This window comes from Sphingomonas sp. CCH5-D11, assembly GCF_001557395.1.
Lineage (GTDB): Bacteria > Pseudomonadota > Alphaproteobacteria > Sphingomonadales > Sphingomonadaceae > Sphingomonas.
Genome location: NZ_LSKH01000149.1, coordinates 1 through 16,521, shown reverse-complemented (window position 1 = coordinate 16,521; position 16,521 = coordinate 1). Strand labels below are relative to the sequence as shown.

At 64.9% G+C, this 16,521-nt stretch carries 18 protein-coding genes and 1 pseudogene; 18 read left to right on the top strand and 1 reads right to left on the bottom strand.

The window, feature by feature from the left end; genetic code table 11:
- The first annotated feature begins 338 nt into the window (after positions 1–338).
- The 3 genes from AX702_RS09630 (at position 339) to AX702_RS09620 (ending at position 5,107) form a co-directional block, all read left to right on the top strand.
- Positions 339–1,481 carry a tyrosine-type recombinase/integrase gene (locus AX702_RS09630; RefSeq protein ID WP_066760054.1) on the top strand — a complete coding sequence of 381 codons (1,143 nt, stop codon included), beginning with the start codon at positions 339–341 and terminating at the stop codon, positions 1,479–1,481.
- On the top strand, positions 1,474–3,294 hold the full coding sequence (locus tag AX702_RS09625; protein ID WP_066760053.1) for a site-specific integrase: 1,821 nt from the start codon (positions 1,474–1,476) through the stop codon (positions 3,292–3,294). Before AX702_RS09630 ends, AX702_RS09625 begins: the two co-directional genes overlap by 8 nt.
- 67 nt (positions 3,295–3,361) lie before the next feature.
- On the top strand, positions 3,362–5,107 hold the full coding sequence (locus tag AX702_RS09620; RefSeq protein WP_231729968.1) for an integrase: 1,746 nt from the start codon (positions 3,362–3,364) through the stop codon (positions 5,105–5,107).
- A gap of 172 nt (positions 5,108–5,279) precedes the next feature.
- Here AX702_RS09620 and AX702_RS22865 read toward each other — a convergent pair whose 3' ends face one another.
- Positions 5,280–5,531, bottom strand: coding sequence for a hypothetical protein (locus AX702_RS22865; protein WP_066760051.1), 252 nt, complete (start codon positions 5,529–5,531; stop codon positions 5,280–5,282).
- Positions 5,532–5,652: 121 nt separating this feature from the next.
- Between AX702_RS22865 and AX702_RS09610 the strand changes: the two are divergent.
- The 15 genes and pseudogenes from AX702_RS09610 to AX702_RS09540 form a co-directional block, all read left to right on the top strand.
- Positions 5,653–6,278, top strand: a pseudogene (locus AX702_RS09610) (hypothetical protein); the annotation flags it as partial.
- Between the two features lie 43 nt (positions 6,279–6,321).
- Positions 6,322–6,681: a DUF3768 domain-containing protein gene (locus AX702_RS09605; RefSeq protein WP_010409079.1), complete on the top strand. Its 360-nt coding sequence runs from the start codon at positions 6,322–6,324 to the stop codon at positions 6,679–6,681.
- A gap of 50 nt (positions 6,682–6,731) precedes the next feature.
- Entirely contained in the window at positions 6,732–7,736 is a 1,005-nt protein-coding gene (locus tag AX702_RS09600) for a deazapurine DNA modification protein DpdA family protein (protein ID WP_066778819.1), read from the top strand.
- An 11-nt stretch (positions 7,737–7,747) separates the two neighbouring features.
- The gene (locus AX702_RS09595) at positions 7,748–8,554 is read left to right on the top strand and encodes a Mom family adenine methylcarbamoylation protein (protein ID WP_037447341.1); all 807 of its coding nucleotides are present in this window, start codon (positions 7,748–7,750) and stop codon (positions 8,552–8,554) included.
- A gap of 77 nt (positions 8,555–8,631) precedes the next feature.
- Complete coding sequence (locus AX702_RS09590) at positions 8,632–8,925, top strand: hypothetical protein (RefSeq protein ID WP_066778823.1); 294 nt, start codon at positions 8,632–8,634, stop codon at positions 8,923–8,925.
- A gap of 16 nt (positions 8,926–8,941) precedes the next feature.
- Positions 8,942–9,256, top strand: coding sequence for a hypothetical protein (locus AX702_RS09585; protein ID WP_010409090.1), 315 nt, complete (start codon positions 8,942–8,944; stop codon positions 9,254–9,256).
- A gap of 64 nt (positions 9,257–9,320) precedes the next feature.
- Positions 9,321–9,830, top strand: a complete 510-nt coding sequence (locus AX702_RS09580) for a hypothetical protein (protein WP_010409093.1) — start codon at positions 9,321–9,323, stop codon at positions 9,828–9,830.
- Between the two features lie 104 nt (positions 9,831–9,934).
- Complete coding sequence (locus AX702_RS09575) at positions 9,935–10,591, top strand: hypothetical protein (RefSeq protein WP_231731804.1); 657 nt, start codon at positions 9,935–9,937, stop codon at positions 10,589–10,591.
- A gap of 6 nt (positions 10,592–10,597) precedes the next feature.
- The gene (locus tag AX702_RS09570) at positions 10,598–11,719 is read left to right on the top strand and encodes a phosphoadenosine phosphosulfate reductase domain-containing protein (RefSeq protein WP_037447334.1); all 1,122 of its coding nucleotides are present in this window, start codon (positions 10,598–10,600) and stop codon (positions 11,717–11,719) included.
- A gap of 24 nt (positions 11,720–11,743) precedes the next feature.
- Complete coding sequence (locus tag AX702_RS09565) at positions 11,744–12,292, top strand: hypothetical protein (protein ID WP_066778817.1); 549 nt, start codon at positions 11,744–11,746, stop codon at positions 12,290–12,292.
- Positions 12,289–12,483 carry a hypothetical protein gene (locus AX702_RS09560; protein ID WP_024310583.1) on the top strand — a complete coding sequence of 65 codons (195 nt, stop codon included), beginning with the start codon at positions 12,289–12,291 and terminating at the stop codon, positions 12,481–12,483. The genes AX702_RS09565 and AX702_RS09560 overlap by 4 nt, the downstream gene beginning before the upstream one ends.
- Before the next feature lie 827 nt (positions 12,484–13,310).
- Entirely contained in the window at positions 13,311–15,131 is a 1,821-nt protein-coding gene (locus AX702_RS09555) for a reverse transcriptase domain-containing protein (protein ID WP_231729953.1), read from the top strand.
- A 29-nt stretch (positions 15,132–15,160) separates the two neighbouring features.
- Entirely contained in the window at positions 15,161–15,418 is a 258-nt protein-coding gene (locus AX702_RS09550) for a hypothetical protein (protein ID WP_156444631.1), read from the top strand.
- Positions 15,419–15,441: 23 nt separating this feature from the next.
- Entirely contained in the window at positions 15,442–15,960 is a 519-nt protein-coding gene (locus AX702_RS09545; protein ID WP_024310585.1) for a hypothetical protein, read from the top strand.
- Positions 15,961–16,073: 113 nt separating this feature from the next.
- A partial coding sequence (locus tag AX702_RS09540) for a hypothetical protein (protein ID WP_197420545.1) occupies positions 16,074–16,521 on the top strand: 448 nt, incomplete at its 3' end.

Below are 16,521 nucleotides of genomic sequence, written 5' to 3'. Positions count from 1 at the left end.
CGGCAACTGACAAATAGCGCGATCAGAACGCCGCCATTTAGCGCGAGCGTTTACAAAAGGCTTTCGGGTGTCAAAACCTCGGCTCAAAACGTCCGCTTGCGCGATGGCAACTTGCCTCGGCTATGACTGCTTCTGGGGCGAATCCTTTTAGCGGCCGGTTCCCGACGCCCGCACCGTAGCGGGTCAGCTCGTTTGCTTCGACCATCGATGGTTGAGTCGAACAGCCCGCGTAAAAGCGATACACCCCGGATAGGTACCGATCCGCCGAACCCTCTGCAGGCCTGCTCCGAAATGGCGGTATGGTTCGCCGCAACCCCAGCGCGAGGGGATCCGGCAATATGGTATCGATCATTCGGGCCTTAGTGGGTGTGCCGGACATTCCCGTCGGCTTCCCGATTTTGTTTGACGCGAAAATGGCGATCATCGAGCCGGCCTTCGTCTGGCTCATGGAGCATGCCGAACTCAGTGGTCGCGCGCAGGCATCGGAAACCGTCCGGACTTACGGTGAGCATCTACACGACTGGTTCGACGCGCTCGAGCAATCTGGGATCGAATGGCGCGAGGCGGACGAGCGTGTGATCGCCGCCTATCGCAACCGGATGCTGGAACAAGCTAGCACGCATACCGGGCGGCCTTATGCCCGGACCACGATCAACGCGCGCGTCTCCACTGTCTGCCGCTTCTACGGTTGGGCGCTCGATCGGGGACTGATCGACCATTGCCCGTTCCGATTGACTGAGAAGATGACGCTGATGCTCGACGGTGCCTATCGTCCCGGATTGCAGCGGCGCCAGGTTAACGCACTAATCGTCTCCCGGCCCGAAAGGCTGCCGCGGCCGCTGCGCGCCGCCGAACTGGCGGCGCTGTTCGCGCATCTCAGGCCCACAGCGCGCCTTGCTGCGCAATGGGCGCTCGGAGCGGGCCTGCGCCGCAAAGAGCTTTGCGCGCTCGCCGCGGACCAGATCCCCGATAGCTGGCCGCTCGGCCTCGCCAGCGACCCGCTGGTCGGCGTGCCGCTGCATATCACCAAAGGCGACCGGCCAAGGACAGTTTACCCGCCGCTTCGGCTGCTGGATCATACCCATTGGTATATCGGCGAGGATCGTGCCTGGATCGTTCGCCGCGCCCGCCGTGCCAACCGGGGCTACCGCGCACCATCCAATCTCCTGCTGAACCAACATGGCCGTGGCATGACTCGCACGCTCCTAACGGCGCAGTTCGCGGAAGCGTTCGCGGCCTCAGGGCTTCACGGCACGTTGCACTGGCTGCGCCATACCTTTGCAATGGCAATGCTCGCCCGCCTTCAGGTGCAGGTCCGCACTAATCCCGATCTAAACCCGCTCAAGGTCGTGCAGGTGCTGCTCGGCCACGCCTCGATCGCGACCACGGCGATCTATTTGCGCTGCGTCGAGCTCCACGAGCGCGACCTGAGCGAGAGCCTTGCCTATCTCTATGGCGAGCTGATCCCCGCCGATGGCTAGGAGCCGCCTCGATCGGACGCTGCGGCTCGATTCGGTGCCGGCAGACCATCCGGCGGATGTCGCGGACGTCCAGTTCCGCGACGAATGGGGCGAGATCGTCCAGCGCTTCGATCCAGCGCTGTTCGGAATGCCGGACGACATTAGCGCAGCTATCGCCCAGGCCTTCCGCGATCATGACGTGGCATCCAGCGCCGCCACCCGTACTTCTCGCTGGTTCGCGCTGCGCGTGTTCGGGAGGTTCCTGGGTGAAGACGCGCAGGTCGGGTGCGCGGCCGACCTCGATACGGCAACGATACGCCGATTCATCACCTGGCTGGCGAAGCCCGCCAATGGACGCAGGCGCAGCTTAAAGTCGCAAGCGGGCCAGCTCGGTATGGTCAGACCGATCCTAAATCGCGCGATCGCGGACAATCCGGGCCTGTTCGCACCCAACCTCTCGGTGCCGAACAATGCCATCCCGCTCGCCGGCAGCCAGCGACTGCCACAGAAGCGGTTAACGCCCGCCCAGATGCGGTCGGTGCTGGCAGCCTGCTATGCGGCGATCGATGCGGCCTGGGACAAGTTCCAGTATGGCCAAGCCGTCATAGCCCTGCCCGAGCTGCCGCCACGACCTTCGTGGCGCGGAGAAGGATTGGACCGATGGATATGGCGGCTCCACCGGGCCAACGATGGTCTGTCTCCGGGCGGCAATGGTATGCGGCGCCTAGGTTTCAATTCGAAGGGACTGCCGAAAGCTCATCGGATCGCATCGATCGAGGGCTATCTTCATATAACGACCGATGCTCTGACGGCGTTCTACATCGCGCTGCTGATTCAGACGGCGGCCAATGTCGGGCCACTGCGTCAGATCAAGCGCGACTGCCTTGTAGCCCATCCGCTCGAACGGCATCGCATCATGGTCGAATGGACGAAACCCCGCGCGGGCGGAAAGGTGAAGCGCATGCAGCGGCGCTCGTTTGACAATCGCCGTCCCCATGCAGCGCCTCGTCTGATAGAAAAGCTTCTTGCGATGACGGCGCCTCTGTTGCCGCACGTGCAGCGGTCCCAGCGCGACCGGCTGTTCCTGCACCGCTTCCTCATGACGACCGGCCGCAACGAACGCGAGCATAACGCCGGCCAGATCGCGCAGGCCACGTTGCGTTGGGCAATGCTGCGGTTCTACGAGCGCCAGAACGCCGCCATCGCCTTATGGAACCAAGCTCATCCCGATAAGCGCCGGCCGTTTCTTCCCGACTTCTCGCCCAAGCTGTTCCGCAGCAGCATGGCGAGCGCCCACTATACCGCGTCGCAGGGCGACATCATGGCGGCCAAGTCGGTCCTCAACCATGTTAGTATCGCTACGACAGATATCTACGTCGACGGCGAGGCCGTTCGCCGCCTCGAACGCGATACGATCGGCCGACTCCAGTCGCTGATGATCACATGGGTGCGCGGCGAGTCAGGCTCGGATCCCCCGCAAGATAAAGAGCCAAGTACCGGCGCGCCGGTGACGGTGCTGTTCGGCCACGACTGTCTTCGTCCAACCGACGATGGGCATGCGCGCCCCGGCCACGTGTGCGCGAAACTGGGTGGCTGCCTTACCTGTCCGGGCTTGATTGTCCCGATCAACCCAGATCATCTCGCACGGATTGTGCAGGCCATCCGGCATCTTGAATCAGCCCGTGAGCGTATCGACCCAATCCGGTTTGGCCTCTTCTACGCGCCGAGTCTTCAGGTGTTGACGCAAGATCTGCTTTCGGCGTTCCCGCTTGAGATGATGCCAGACGCGGACCGGCTCATTCCCTTTCTGCCGCCGCTGCCGGATCTGGAATAGCAATATGGCCTCCGTCCCGACATCTTCGCTCGCCCCGACCCCGCCGCCATCGCCCGGAAACGAAGACGTGTCCGCCGCGATGTCGTTTAACTGGCACTTCGAAATGCCGGATGAAAGCCGGTTCAGCGACGATCAGTGGACGCCGCTTCGCCGCGCGGCGGAACTGTTCCTACTTTCGCTGCTGCACGATCCGCCTGAAGGCCGGATGCCACTTCGAGAGAACACAATTCGAGGCCACTTCAGTCACATCCGCTTCCTCGTTCGATGGATGGCGGCGGAGAATGTCCGATGCTTTACGGATCTCGATGAAGCAACAGTTGATCGGTTCGTCGCGATGCTTTGCGCTCGTCGCGGCAGGAATGGCGAGTTGCTTTCGCTCAGCACTGCCGAAGGCCATCTAGGCTCGATCCGAACCTTCCACATGCAGCGCGTTAAGTTGGATGACGCGCCCGCGGCGCCACCCCCTCGCGCCGCATCGCTCGGGAAGCGTCACTGGAAACCCAATGTTGGCCATCCTTTCACCCCCGACGAAATCGCCGTGCCGCTAATCAGCGGGGCTATCGAGCTGCTCGGCGATACGGCGGACAAGATACTCGCGCTGCGCGACCATCTTGAAGATCTCTATGACCAGCTCCGACCGCGCCACAAGGGACGAGGGCTCCACTGGCATATCAGACGGGCCATGCTGGACGAACCCTGTCCCTGCGCGGATCGGTATGCACATCCCGAATGGCCGCTGCGCCGCCTGGCGTTCATGCTCGACCGGCTTGGCGATGCCTGCTTCGTCGTAATCGCCTATCTTGTTGGCGCGAGAGCTTCAGAGATCCTAAGGCTTGAAAAGGGCTGTCTCGAGCGCCACGCGGACGACGACAACGGAGAGGAGCACGTCTATCTGGTCGGCACGATCACGAAGACGTCGCTGACGGAGCACGGAGACATCCATCGATGGCTCGCACCTGAGCCGGTTCAACGGGCGATTCACATCCTCGAGCGTCTCTCGGCTCCGCTTCGTGAACTCAGCGGCGAGAAGAGGCTTTGGCTTCACCAACTCGGCAGGGGACGCTCGCCACTGCCGACGTCGATGCCTATCGCGCGACTGCGGCCACCCATCGTCAACTTTCGCTTGAATGAGCGGCTTGCGCCATTCCTCGCCTTGCCGGAACATCAAGGCGGCACCTGGCACCTGACAACTTACCAGGGGCGTAAGACGTTCTCGCGGTTCATTGGTCGGCGTGACCGCACCGGCCTGACAGCGTTGCAACGCCACCTCGGCCACGTTCACCGCGCGATGACTGACCGAGCCTATGTCGGCACCGACTTCGAGCTTGCCGAGCTGATCGACGACCAAACCGCGGAAGAAACCCGCAAGGCGCTCGAAGACCTGCTCCTGGCTCCGCATGTTGCAGGCAAGGCGGGGATCATGCTTTCCGAACGATCACCGTTCCGTGGGCGCACGCGATCGGGCGACATCGATGTCTATATCACCAAGATCCTGGCCGAAACGGATATGCGCCTTGGCGTCTGCGACTGGGGTTTCTGCCTATACCGCCGCGAAACCTCCGCTTGCCTCGGCGGCGAGTGCGAGCCGAACCCGGTGCTTCGCACCCAAAGCACCTGTTCGACCTGTGCCAACTTCGCCGTAACCGACCGGCACAGACACGTGTGGGAGGCGCGGCTCGAACGTAACACCATGCTGACCCAGCGGGAAGATCTCGATGCGGAGAGCCGCGCGCTTGCCGAAGCCCGCATCCAGGAAACGCGTCGCATTCTTGACCAGCTCGACGAAGGAAATGCCAATGGCGTCCGAACCTGACCTATCCACTCCGCAAGCCCGCCGCATGGCTAGGACCGATGCCCGTCTGCGCGAAGCTCTTGGCGCCTTCGCCAACAACGCATCCACTGCGCCCACGGTCGCCGCGCTCGCACGAGCTGCTGGGGTCGGCCGCAATATCATCTATACCCACCATGCCGGCATTCTTGGCGCTCTACGGGAACTTCAGGCGCAGCGTGCCCAAGCCACAGAAGGGACTGTCGCGAAAGCGGATCGCACACGCGCGGCTCTTCGTGGTGCGGAAGCCTGCAACGTCGCGCTCGCGACACATAACGCCAGTCTGCTGAAGCGCGCCGTGGAAGCCGAGCAGCGCGCAGAACGGCTTGAACGCCGCAACGCTCAACTCGTGCAGGAACTCGATCGGATACGCCGACCCGTCCCAATCCGCACCAGGGCTGAACTGCACGATCCCTCCGCTGTCTGAAGGCGGTCCCGACCTAATCGGGCGTCTTGGAAGGGGAGGGGGATTGGGAATGGTGGAAATAGTGGCTTTGCGAGGCGAATAAGACAGGTCGATCTAGACCTAATGCAGCCTCAAATACAAGAAGGCGCCGCAGGACAAATTCCTGTCGACCTGGCAACCAGCGGTCGACGCATGGGCGCGCGGGCAGCGCGTCGTCCGCCTGATCGGCTATGACGCCGGTCCGCGCGACACCGCGCGCGCCAACCATGCGCTGTCGATCGACGATCCGCTGTACGACTGCCAATATCCCTTGCGCGAATGGCGATGGGACCGGCCCGACTGCGTCGCCCGCATCCAGGCCGAGGGTCTGCCGGTGCCCCCCAAATCGGCGTGCTGTGCATCGCCAATCATCCGGACGAAATCCGCGGCCTCCCGCAATGGTGCCTGCGGCTCATCGTGCTGGTCGAGGCACGCGCAGCCCCGCGGCTGCACACGGTCGAGGGCCTGTGGCGCAGATCGACCCGCGCGCGCCCCGGATCGATGACCGCCTTCATCCGCGACGAACACCTCCTGCCGGCCGACGAGATCGACCGCATCATCCGCGATGCGCCACTCGACCTCATACGGTTCCAGGACGTCGCGGCGGTCATCCCGCTCGGCGAGCGCCCGACGATGGGCGACTGGCTCGACCGCTTCCATGCGGCCTTTCCCGAACGAGGCCGGGGACAAAGCGACGCGCTCGCCGCCTGAAGTCCCCGCCACCATCGCTATCGACCCAACGGAGGATCGTCACATGATTTTGACCGCCACCGAAACGCGCCTCGAAGCCGTGGCCAGGCTCAACGACCGTTGCCGCCAGGGGTTCGACCGCACCGCGAAGATCGTCATGACCCGCGCGTGCCTCGGCGCGCTGTCGAACGGCACGCTCGCCTCGGAAGCCGTCGCCCAGGCGCATGTCCTGCAGGCGCTGCGCCGCTACACTTTCCCCGCCGACTGTCCCGAGCGCGATCGCGGCCAGTTCGAGCTGTCAGGCGAGACGATACACTTCCGTATCGATTATTATGACGTGGCGCTGGAATGGGGATCGGAAGACCCCGCCGACGCCAGCATCACGCGCCGTGTTCTCACGCTCATGCTGCGCGAGGATCTGTGATGCGTATTGTCGGAATGGCCGACAGCTATCAGCTAGCTGGCCGCTAGACGATGACGATCGAGATCATCCTCGGCCTGCCGCATCTCGCAAACGGGCCTATCCTTCAGCGCGCGGTCGCGCTGCAAGCACCGGTGCTGATCTCGGCCAATTGTCTGTCGCGCTGGCGCAAGGCCGATGGCTGGCGCGAGTGGTCGGGATGGCGCACCGGAACGCTCGCCAACGCGCGACCGCTCGCCAGCGTCGACCTCGATTCCGCCGGTTACACCATGATGGTCCGCTATGGCGGGCTTCCCTGGAGCATCGCCGATTACATGGCGCTCGCCGCGTCATGGCCGTTCCGACGCATCTCGTCGGTCGATTACTTCTGCGAAGAGGGCGTTGCCCACGACCGCGAGGAAGTGCTCGACCGCATCGCGCGCACCACCGCCACCAACCGAGAATGCTTTGCCCGCGCCGACGACTTGGCCATCCGCGACCGGCTGGTGCCCGTGCTGCAGGGCCGCGTGCCCGACGACTACGTCCGTTCACTCGACGCGATCGGCGGTCTGATCCTGCCCGGCACCGTCGTCGGCATCGGCAGCATGTGCCGGCGACCGATCCACGGTCCCGAAGGGCTGATCGCCGTCGTCGAGCGGCTGACCCGCATCCTGCCGATCGGCGTCAAGGCGCACCTCTTCGGGGTGAAAGGCGATGCCCTGCCGTACCTCACGCCGTTCGCACGCTGGATCGCCTCGATAGACAGCCAGGGATGGGGCGTAGGCGTGCGACAGCACGCGCTCAGGCATCGCATCGCCAAGACCGACGCGCTCGGCGCCGACTTCATGGAACGCTGGTATCACACGCAATGCGCGCGAACGCTCGAAACACCGCGACACCTGCCCGAGGCCGCGGCGTCTACTCCACCGCCACCAACCGCCGACCCCTGGGAACGCGCGATCGCGCAGGCTCGCGCCGAGATCCGCGCCCTGATCGAGAGCGGCGACCTCGATCACGATGAGATCACCACCGGATGGATCGAGACCTGGGCGGCCGAGATCTACGCCGACGCGGCCTGACGGAGGTAACCATGCTCACCGACCGCTCCCAGCGCTGGCGCGACCGGCGCAGCTTGTTCGTTGCCGGCGACAGCGTGATCGACCCGCGCCGCTACGCCGTCGATGTCGTCGCCCATGATACTGCCCGCGCATTCCTCGCCGACCATCATTACCTCCCGCGCTATCCCGCCGCCCAGCTCGCCTGCGGGCTGTTCGGTCCGGGCGACCCGGGCAGATCCGCGTTGGTCGGTCTCATCGTGTTCGGCGTGCCGGCGACCGGCGCGGTCATCACCCGGCACACCGGCTATGCCGATCCCGCTCGGGGCTGCGTACTGCAACGGCTCATCTGCCTGCCCTCGGTCGCCGCGAACGGCGAAAGCTTCTTCACGTCGCGCGCCTTCCGCCTCCTGCGCCTCGCCAAGCCCCGGATCGACGCTGTCGTCAGCTTCTCCGATCCCGCCTTCGGCCATTGCGGCGTCGTCTATGCCGCGCTGTCGGGCGCCTATCGCGGCCGCACGAGGCCGCGGACGGTGCTGCGCATCGCCGGCGAGATGATCTCGGAGAGAACGCTGTCGAAGATCCGCAACCTCGAATCCGGCCATGCCGGGGCGATCGACCAGCTGGTGCGGCTCGGTGCGCCGAGGCCGGAGGCGCACGAACACCCCGCCGACTGGCTCGCGCGGCTCCGTGCCGACAATCTGCTCCGCCCGCACCGGCAAAGCCCGCTGTTCACCTATTGCTTCGAGCTGACGCGCGACGCCCGGCGCACCGCGCGCGATCTGCCCCGGCTTGCCTATCCGCGCCGGAGCGACGCGATCCGCGAAATCCTCGCGGCATGATCCCCGCGCCAGCGGCGCGAGGGAAGGGGAGCGGGAGCGGGCGGCATGTCACCGACATGCCGGAAGGAGCACCGCCCGTGGATATCCATCTCGCCATCGCCAGCGTCCGGGCCGACGCTGCCCGCATCGCGCGCTACACCGATCGACGCGACCGTTTCCTCGATGCGCTGGACTGGTCCGCGCTCGACGAACAGACCGCGCGCGAGGCCGCGATGCTCGACGATCTGCTCGCCGGCGATCTCGCCGACGCCGCGCTCTACATCCTCTGGCTGGAAGAACGCCTCGCCAGCGGCGAAACCGATGTCCCAGGCGTTCTTCGCTTCTACCCGCACCCGCGCCCCTGGCACGCCGAGTGGATCTCGCTGCACTGACCCTGAAAGGATCGCCATGAGCCGCCACCAGTTTCCCGGTATCGAACCCGGCACCAGCGTCAGCATCGGGTGGGACCGCCCGCTTGGCACCTTCTTCGTCCAGGTGCTGCGCCCGCACCCGCATCTCACGGGTGAGGACGAAACCGTCGCATGGCATGGCGCGCACCCCGGCGAGCTGACCACAGCGGCCGCCGCGGTCACCATCGCCTCACGCTGGGCCGATCTTCCCGCCGATCTCGCGATCACGCTCGAGACCGACCGGCTGATGACCCTCGGCCAGTCCGATGGCGAGGCGCAGATCGCCATCAAGCGCCGCTTCTTCGGCGACTGAGTACCCGACAAGAAAGGGGAGGGGGATGGGGCGCGTCGATCAATGACGATCGACGGAGAGCCCCATGCCATATTTTATCGATCTCGGTGCCGGTCCCGCCGAGGAGGATTGCGCGCAACTCGGCCAGTCGCCCAACTTCGACAGCCTCAACCGCCTCGAAATCGCGGTCTACAAGTCCGCGCTGATCGCACGCTACGGCCCGCCGCCCCCGGGATGCCGCCTCGCCGGCCTGTCCAACCGACACGATTTCGGTCGCTATGTCGAACTCGTCCTCCATATCGAGAACGAGCTCGACGAGGCCGTCGCCGACTATGCGACACGCGTCGAGGAGGGACTCGCCACCTGGCGCGAGGCGGGCTTCACCGCGCCGGTCGAGTATAACGGCGAGACGCCCACCATCGTCCATGCCGATCCGGCCGATGCCGTCATCAGCGCGCTGCTGATTACCCGGCCCGGGCCGAACGGTCTTTTCCCGATCCCGGATTTCGCGGTCCTGCACGGCAATCTCACGCAGGCTTACCCCGCCGAGGCCGCGGCCGCCAACGCGCGTCTCGCCGAGGCCGCGGACGCCTGAGCGCGACCGCACAGAGCGATTTCCCATCATTTCGGAGCATTCCCATGGCGAACACCTACACCAAGGCCGCGTTCACGCTGACCATGAGCCACGCCGACGCGGCGTTGCTGACCATTGCCGAACAGGCAGTCGATATCCTCGACACCAACGGCGACGATGCCGACCTCGCCCACGAATATGACGCGCTCGATCCCGCGTTCCACGCCGTGTTCCCGGCGAAGGGGCCGATGAAGTTCGAAAGCTTCCTCGAGATATTCGACGATTGGCATTTCCCTTATCTCGACTGCGCGATCGACATCGACTGGAAAGGCGAAGACGGGAACGCGCGCGTATTCTTCAGCGGCGATCAATTCGGCGTCGAACAGGTCGCCCAGCTCATCTTCCGCGCTTGCAAGTCCGCGCTCCCCTGCGGGTTCGCATGGATCTCCGACTGCGACCGGCTGCGCCCCGGCGAGTTCGGAGGCGGCTGCGTCATCATTACCGACGCGGGGCTGACGTTCCACAGCACCCAGGACATCCTCGACCGCGCCGCGCGCAGCGCCGCAGCCGATCCCGACACCCATGGTCACGAGGGTCGCTTCGGTTTCGTGCTCGCCTCGCGCGACCAGAACGGCCACGCCGTCTTCTGGAACAACGACGACGGCTTCGGGGCACTCGCCAGCGCGACCGTGTTCTCGAAAGCCGAGGCCCGCGCACACGATCCGGTCATCGCCAACGACGAACCCGAGTGGCTGGCGCTGCCGGCACCGCTCGCGGCCTGAACGGCCATGTTCATCGACATCGGACGCGGCCTGGTCGCCGGCCTTCCGGCCCTCGCCCTGCCGCCCGCCATCCTCGACGCGGTCGAACGCGGCGCATGGATCGTCTTCAACCTCTCGGGCGGCAAGGACAGCTCGGCCGCGATGTTCGCGGTCAACCTGATCCTCGATGCGCTCGGCCATCCGCGCGAGCGGCGTATCGCCATTCACGCCGACCTCGGCCGTGCCGAATGGGACGAAACGCCCGCGACGGTCGAGGATCTCGCGGCCCACGCCGGCGTCCCGCTGACGATCGTCCGGCGCAACGCCGGCGACCTGTTCGACCGCTGGGCCACGCGCTTTGCCAACGGCAAGGCGCGCTACGAGGCACTCGAAACCTATAATCTGATCGGTCCCTGGTCATCCTCGGCGCTGCGCTTCTGCACCTCAGAGATGAAGGCCCATGTCATCGGGCCGCACCTCGCCAGACTGCTGCGCGGCCAGACTATCATCAACGTGCTGGGACTGCGCCGCGACGAGAGCATCGCTCGGTCACGCACACCCGAATGGAAAGCAGACGCGCGCTACGCCGCTGCCGGCAATCCCCACGGCACCGCGATGATGCTGTGGAACCCGATCGCGCACTGGACGACACCACAGGTCTTCGCCGCGCACGATACGCTCGGCATCCCGCTGCACGTCGCCTACACCTGTTACCAGTCGTCGCGACTGTCGTGCCGCTTCTGCGTCCTCCAGTCGCTCGGCGACGCCCAGGCATCGGCTTCGGCACCGGCAAATCGTCCCGCGCTGCTTCACCTGGTCGACCTCGAGGCGACCTCGACCTTCTCGTTCCAGCCCGCGCGCTGGCTCGCCGACGTCGCACCGCGCCACATACCAGGTAATTTGAGGAACCGGATTACCGTTGCCAAGGCCGATGCGGCCGAACGGCGACGGCTCGAAAGCGCGATGCCGCCCGACCTTCGCTACGTCAGAGGCTGGCCACCGCGCGTCCCCACCATCGAGGAGGCCGGTGTCGTCGCCGCTTCGCGCGCGCCGATCCTCGCTCGGCACGGTCTCGCCAACCTCTATCCCGATGCCTGCGCGGTCCGTGACCGCTTCGCCGACCTCATCACGGTCAAACGCGCCGCCTGATCCCCATCATCAAGGAGTCCCGACATGGCCGATATCACCGATCTCCCCGTCATGACGCGCGACGACGCGATCGCCGCGGGCTTCGCCGGTTACAACGACGTGCCGCACAAGCCCATCGACGTGCCTGACGGCGCGTTCACGATCACGGCGAAGACCAGCGAGGGTCGCCGCGTGACCTTCTGCTTTCTCGAAAAGACTTATGGTGGCCCGCCGCGTTTCATCGACATCCAGTTCCACGATCGCGGCACCACGATCCCCAACGCCGATAACGGGGTATCACCCACCTTCATCGCGTTCGCGATCACGCGTGGCGGCAGGTTCGTCGCCGACAGTCGCCCGCTCGACGAGGACATCAAGCCCTCGATCCTCGTGCTCATGCTCGACAAGGCTGGGGAAGAACCCGCGCGATCCGCGACCAAACCGGCGCCGATGTCGGACACCGACCTCGCGGCTCTGCTGACCCGCGCGGCCGAAGTCGTGGCTGCGCCCGACAGCCGGATCGCCTCGGATCGCAACGCCCTTGCCGGCCAGCTCACGGCCGAGGCCGCGGTCAGGCGGGCGCGGCCGTCATGACCGCGCCCTCGCGCAGCGACGGCATGCACGTCGCCCATACCGCAACGGGGTGGGTCGTGTTCGACAACAGCCTTTCGCACCCCTCGCGCCTCTCGGGCGCCTATCCGTCGCGCGCCGCGGCGACCGCCCGCAAGCGGGCGCTCGCGCGTGCGCTGCGCCACCAGCGTCCCGACGACGCACCGGACGTCTGAGGAAGGGGAAGGCGGACCGGCTGTTGTGAACCGGGAGGATCATCCGACCCGGTGACAACCGGAGTTAACCCAATGCGCAGCATCCTCGCCTTCTACGAAATCGACCGTGAGTGGGGTGGCCCCGAGGAGGGGGGCTGGTGTGCGCCGTTGTGGCGCGAGAAAGGAGTGCGTCTGATGACGTGATGCTTGTTGGCAATGGCATCTGCCCACCGAGCTTACCGGTGCCCTCGGGCTGAAACTTCGAAAGGAGAACGGGACCATAGCATGCTCGGAAAAGGCCCAAAGTGAATAGTCGCATTGAAGCAACGGGTCAGGGCAAGACGGTTATGGTGAACGCTACACTGCGTGAAGCCCAATCTCTCGCGGCCTAAACCCTTGGCGGCGAGGAAAGCGACTGAAACCCCGCACCGACGCGTCGGGTCCACTCTACCAGCTCGGACCCGAGAAGCGGCCAAGTCCGTACCATCGACTTGACCGGCCAACCTTGTCGGCGTGACCTCCTTCGGAGGACTAGAGATGAAAAGGCCACCTAAGACCGTTAGCTTATCTCCTTTCACGCGTAACTACGGGACCGCCTGTAGCTGGTCGAGTTATCGACCTGTATGGCGGCGGAGCCGCAATATTACCCGAACACCCGGCGTAATTGCCGGGACAGCCCTTGCCTCGGTGAGGGACGGTCGGCCGTATAAGTTCGGGGTGACCCGAGCGAAAGCGCAACCGAGCGGGGGAAGTGCGGCAGCTTCGATCCAGCATCGAACCAGGGCGGAGGTCTGCTGATGCAACCCTGTGCCGCCTTGAAAAGGCTGGAATCACTTGGAACGATTGCCTTGACCGGCAAACGTGTGAACGGTGTGTTCCGACTGCTGCTATCCCGCTCCTTGTGGGTGGAAGCTTTGGGCCGCATCCAACAGAACCGTGGGGCAGAGACCCCCGGCATCGACCGTGAGGCCGTAACCGATCTCGACGAAAGCCGGATCGATGCGGTGATCGCGCAACTCTCGGCGGGCACGTATCGCCCGCAGCCGGTCAGGCGCGTCCACATCCCCAAGACCAACGGTAAAACAAGACCGCTCGGCATCCCGACTGCAACCGACCGACTGGTGCAGGAAGTGGTCAGGATGATCCTGAACGAAGTCTATGAACCGATCTTCTCTGATCGGTCACACGGCTTTCGACGGGGGCGGTCGTGTCACACGGCGCTCGACCATGTCCGCAAGACATGGAAGGGCGTGAAGTGGCTGATCGAAGTCGATGTCGAAGGATACTTCGACAACATCTCTCACGAGAAATTGTTGAGCCTGCTTGAACGTCGCATTGATGATAGGCGGTTTACCGCTCTCATCAGTGCGATGCTGAAGGCAGGGTATCTGGAGCAGCAGCGTTTCCACGAAACCTATAGTGGCACGCCGCAAGGAGGCATCGTCTCGCCTCTGCTCGCGAACGTCTACCTGCACGAGCTTGACCATTATGTGGAAGGGCTCGTCGCTGGCTTCGACAAGGGTGCCCAACGTCGCAAATCGGCGGAATACAGGCACCTTCAGCGCCGTTCCGAGTACGCCCGGAAGCGCGTGGCTGCGCTGCGTGACAAAGGGCAGGTTGATGAAATCCAACCATGGCTGGACCGAATAAAGGAGACGCTCGCGGCGATGCGCAAGCTACCCGCGACGGACCCGTTCGATCCAGACTTTCGACGCCTTCGCTACGTCCGGTACGCCGACGACTTCCTTCTGGGGGTTATCGGCAGCCGGGCCGAGGCCGAAGAGATCAAGGCCGCCATCGAGGGCTTCCTCGCGAGCGAGCTTGAGCTCCGAACGTCCCCGTTGAAAAGCGGGATCCGCGAGGCTCGGAAGGGAGCAAGGTTCCTTGGCTACGACGTGCGCACTCGCACGGCGTCCGACCGGCTCGTCAAACAACGGGCACGGACGGGCATCGTCGCAGTCAAGCGGACGGTGACGGATCAAATTCAGTTGCTGGTCCCGCGCGACAAGGTGCAATCGTTCAGCCAGAGGCACGGCTATGGTCAGTTCGACTTGGGACGGGCTGTGCACCGTCCGGGCCTGCTTCACATGGATGATGCGGAGATCGTCAAGGTCTACAACGCCGAACTTCGCGGCTTTGCAAATTACTATGCCTTGGCCGTGGATGTGAAAGGCGCACTCAACAAGCTCGAGTTTCTCTGGCGCGGTAGTCTGTTCAAGACGCTCGCGCACAAGCATCGGACAAGCCTAATGGCTTCGCTCCGGCGCCTCAGGGTTGGCCCGGGCAGGTACGTAGTGCGTATCGGCGTTGGGAGGGATGAGAGGAGGATCGCGGTTTGGCGACTGGCGGAACTCGATCGTAGGCCGGTGTTCTGGCCGTCGGTCGACAACACGCCTCGCACGGAAGCTCTTCGGTTAAGCAGGACCAACCTGACTGACCGAGTGCTCGCCCAAGCATGCTCCGCATGTGGCGGCACCGATGGACCGTTCCATCTTCACCACAGCAACCCCGTGCGTCGCATGAGGGATGGGCCGGTGTTCCGGAGGCTTCACGCCGAACGGGCCCGGAAGACGAGGCCGCTTTGCGCGCCCTGTCATCAACTCCTTCATGCAGGGAAGCTGCCGGACTTTCGTTCTACAGTGCCCGGAGCGGAGAGCCGGATGCAGTGAAAGTTGCACGTCCGGTTCGGAGGGGGGCAGTGGGGTGTTCTCTCGTAGACGCCACCCTGCCTACCCTACGGTACGATACCGGCACCTTCGTCCGCGTGATCGCCCTCCATTACCATGACAAGGCCGCGGTCGCGGCGATGCGCCGCGCCAATCGCCTGCTCGACCGCCTGCAGCGGCATCGCCCGCCGGTGGATTCGGCCGCCTACACCGGCGGACGCTTCCGCGCCTTCAGCTTCTCCGGCCTCCCGCCCGCGCGGTTTCCCGCGCGTCGCCCGCAATATTCCTGATCCCAGCGAGAAAGGACCAGCGCATGTACCGCGTCCATTATTTCGACACCAGCGAAGCCGCGCATGACGCCTGTCTCGATGACGGTCCCTGCATCGAGGAAGGCGACGTTCTCGCCATCCTGTCGGAGGGCGTCATCGGTCTCGCCTCGACCGATCCGATCGCCGTCACCCTAGACCCCGGCGCACTGCGCATCGTCCGCCCGATGGCGATGGACGTGCTGCTAGCAGAACTCGTCCACGGCGCCTCCCAGATCCGCCGCGCGGTCGCGACCGCCCTCCTGCACCATTTGCCCGTGCAGCCCCATTTCCTCGCCTTCGTCGCGCCGGCGCTGCCCTATCCCTATCCGCAGACCGTCGTCGCGCTCTCGTTCGACGACATCATGCTGACGATCGACGCGATCGACCACCGCATCAAGACGCTCGAAAACCGGTTGGGCTCACTCGAATCCGACAGCGCGCACGCCTTCTTCCTGCAACGCTCGATCGATCACCTGTCGAGCGCCAGGAAGCGCCTCATGCGACATCCGCGACCGCCTCGCTGAACGACACGGCATCGCCCCGCGCCGATGCCGGCACCGGCTGCGCCGGAAGGAGAGAGGGACCGGATCGGCATCCTGGACATGGGGTCCGGGCATTTTGCCGAAAGGTCACGATCATGTGCATCGATCCCAACGCCGAGCCCGTCGCCTTCGCGCTCGACACCAAACTCTGCCACCTCCTGCCGACGCTGACCGAGCCGCACCGCGAAGCCATCGCCCAGGATCTCGCGCGCACCGCCATCTTCATGGCGACCGCAATGGCGGCCGACATGGCGCAGGACGCGGTGAACGGCCTCGTGCCGATCCCGAAGATGCCGTCGCTCGGCAAGCCGCCCGCACCCGCGCTGGTCCCACAGGCGCAAACGCCGCGCGATACCGTGCTGCTGACCCCCGCGGTCGCGCCCGTCGTCACGATCAAGGCCAAAACGACCGACGTCACCGTCGCCGGCTTAGACCAGCGTCACGGCTACACCTTCGGGATCGACAACAAATCCGACCGGCTGATCGACATCCGCCACGCCGGCAAATGCTGGTGCATCGATCCGAGCGACGAGGCGACCGACG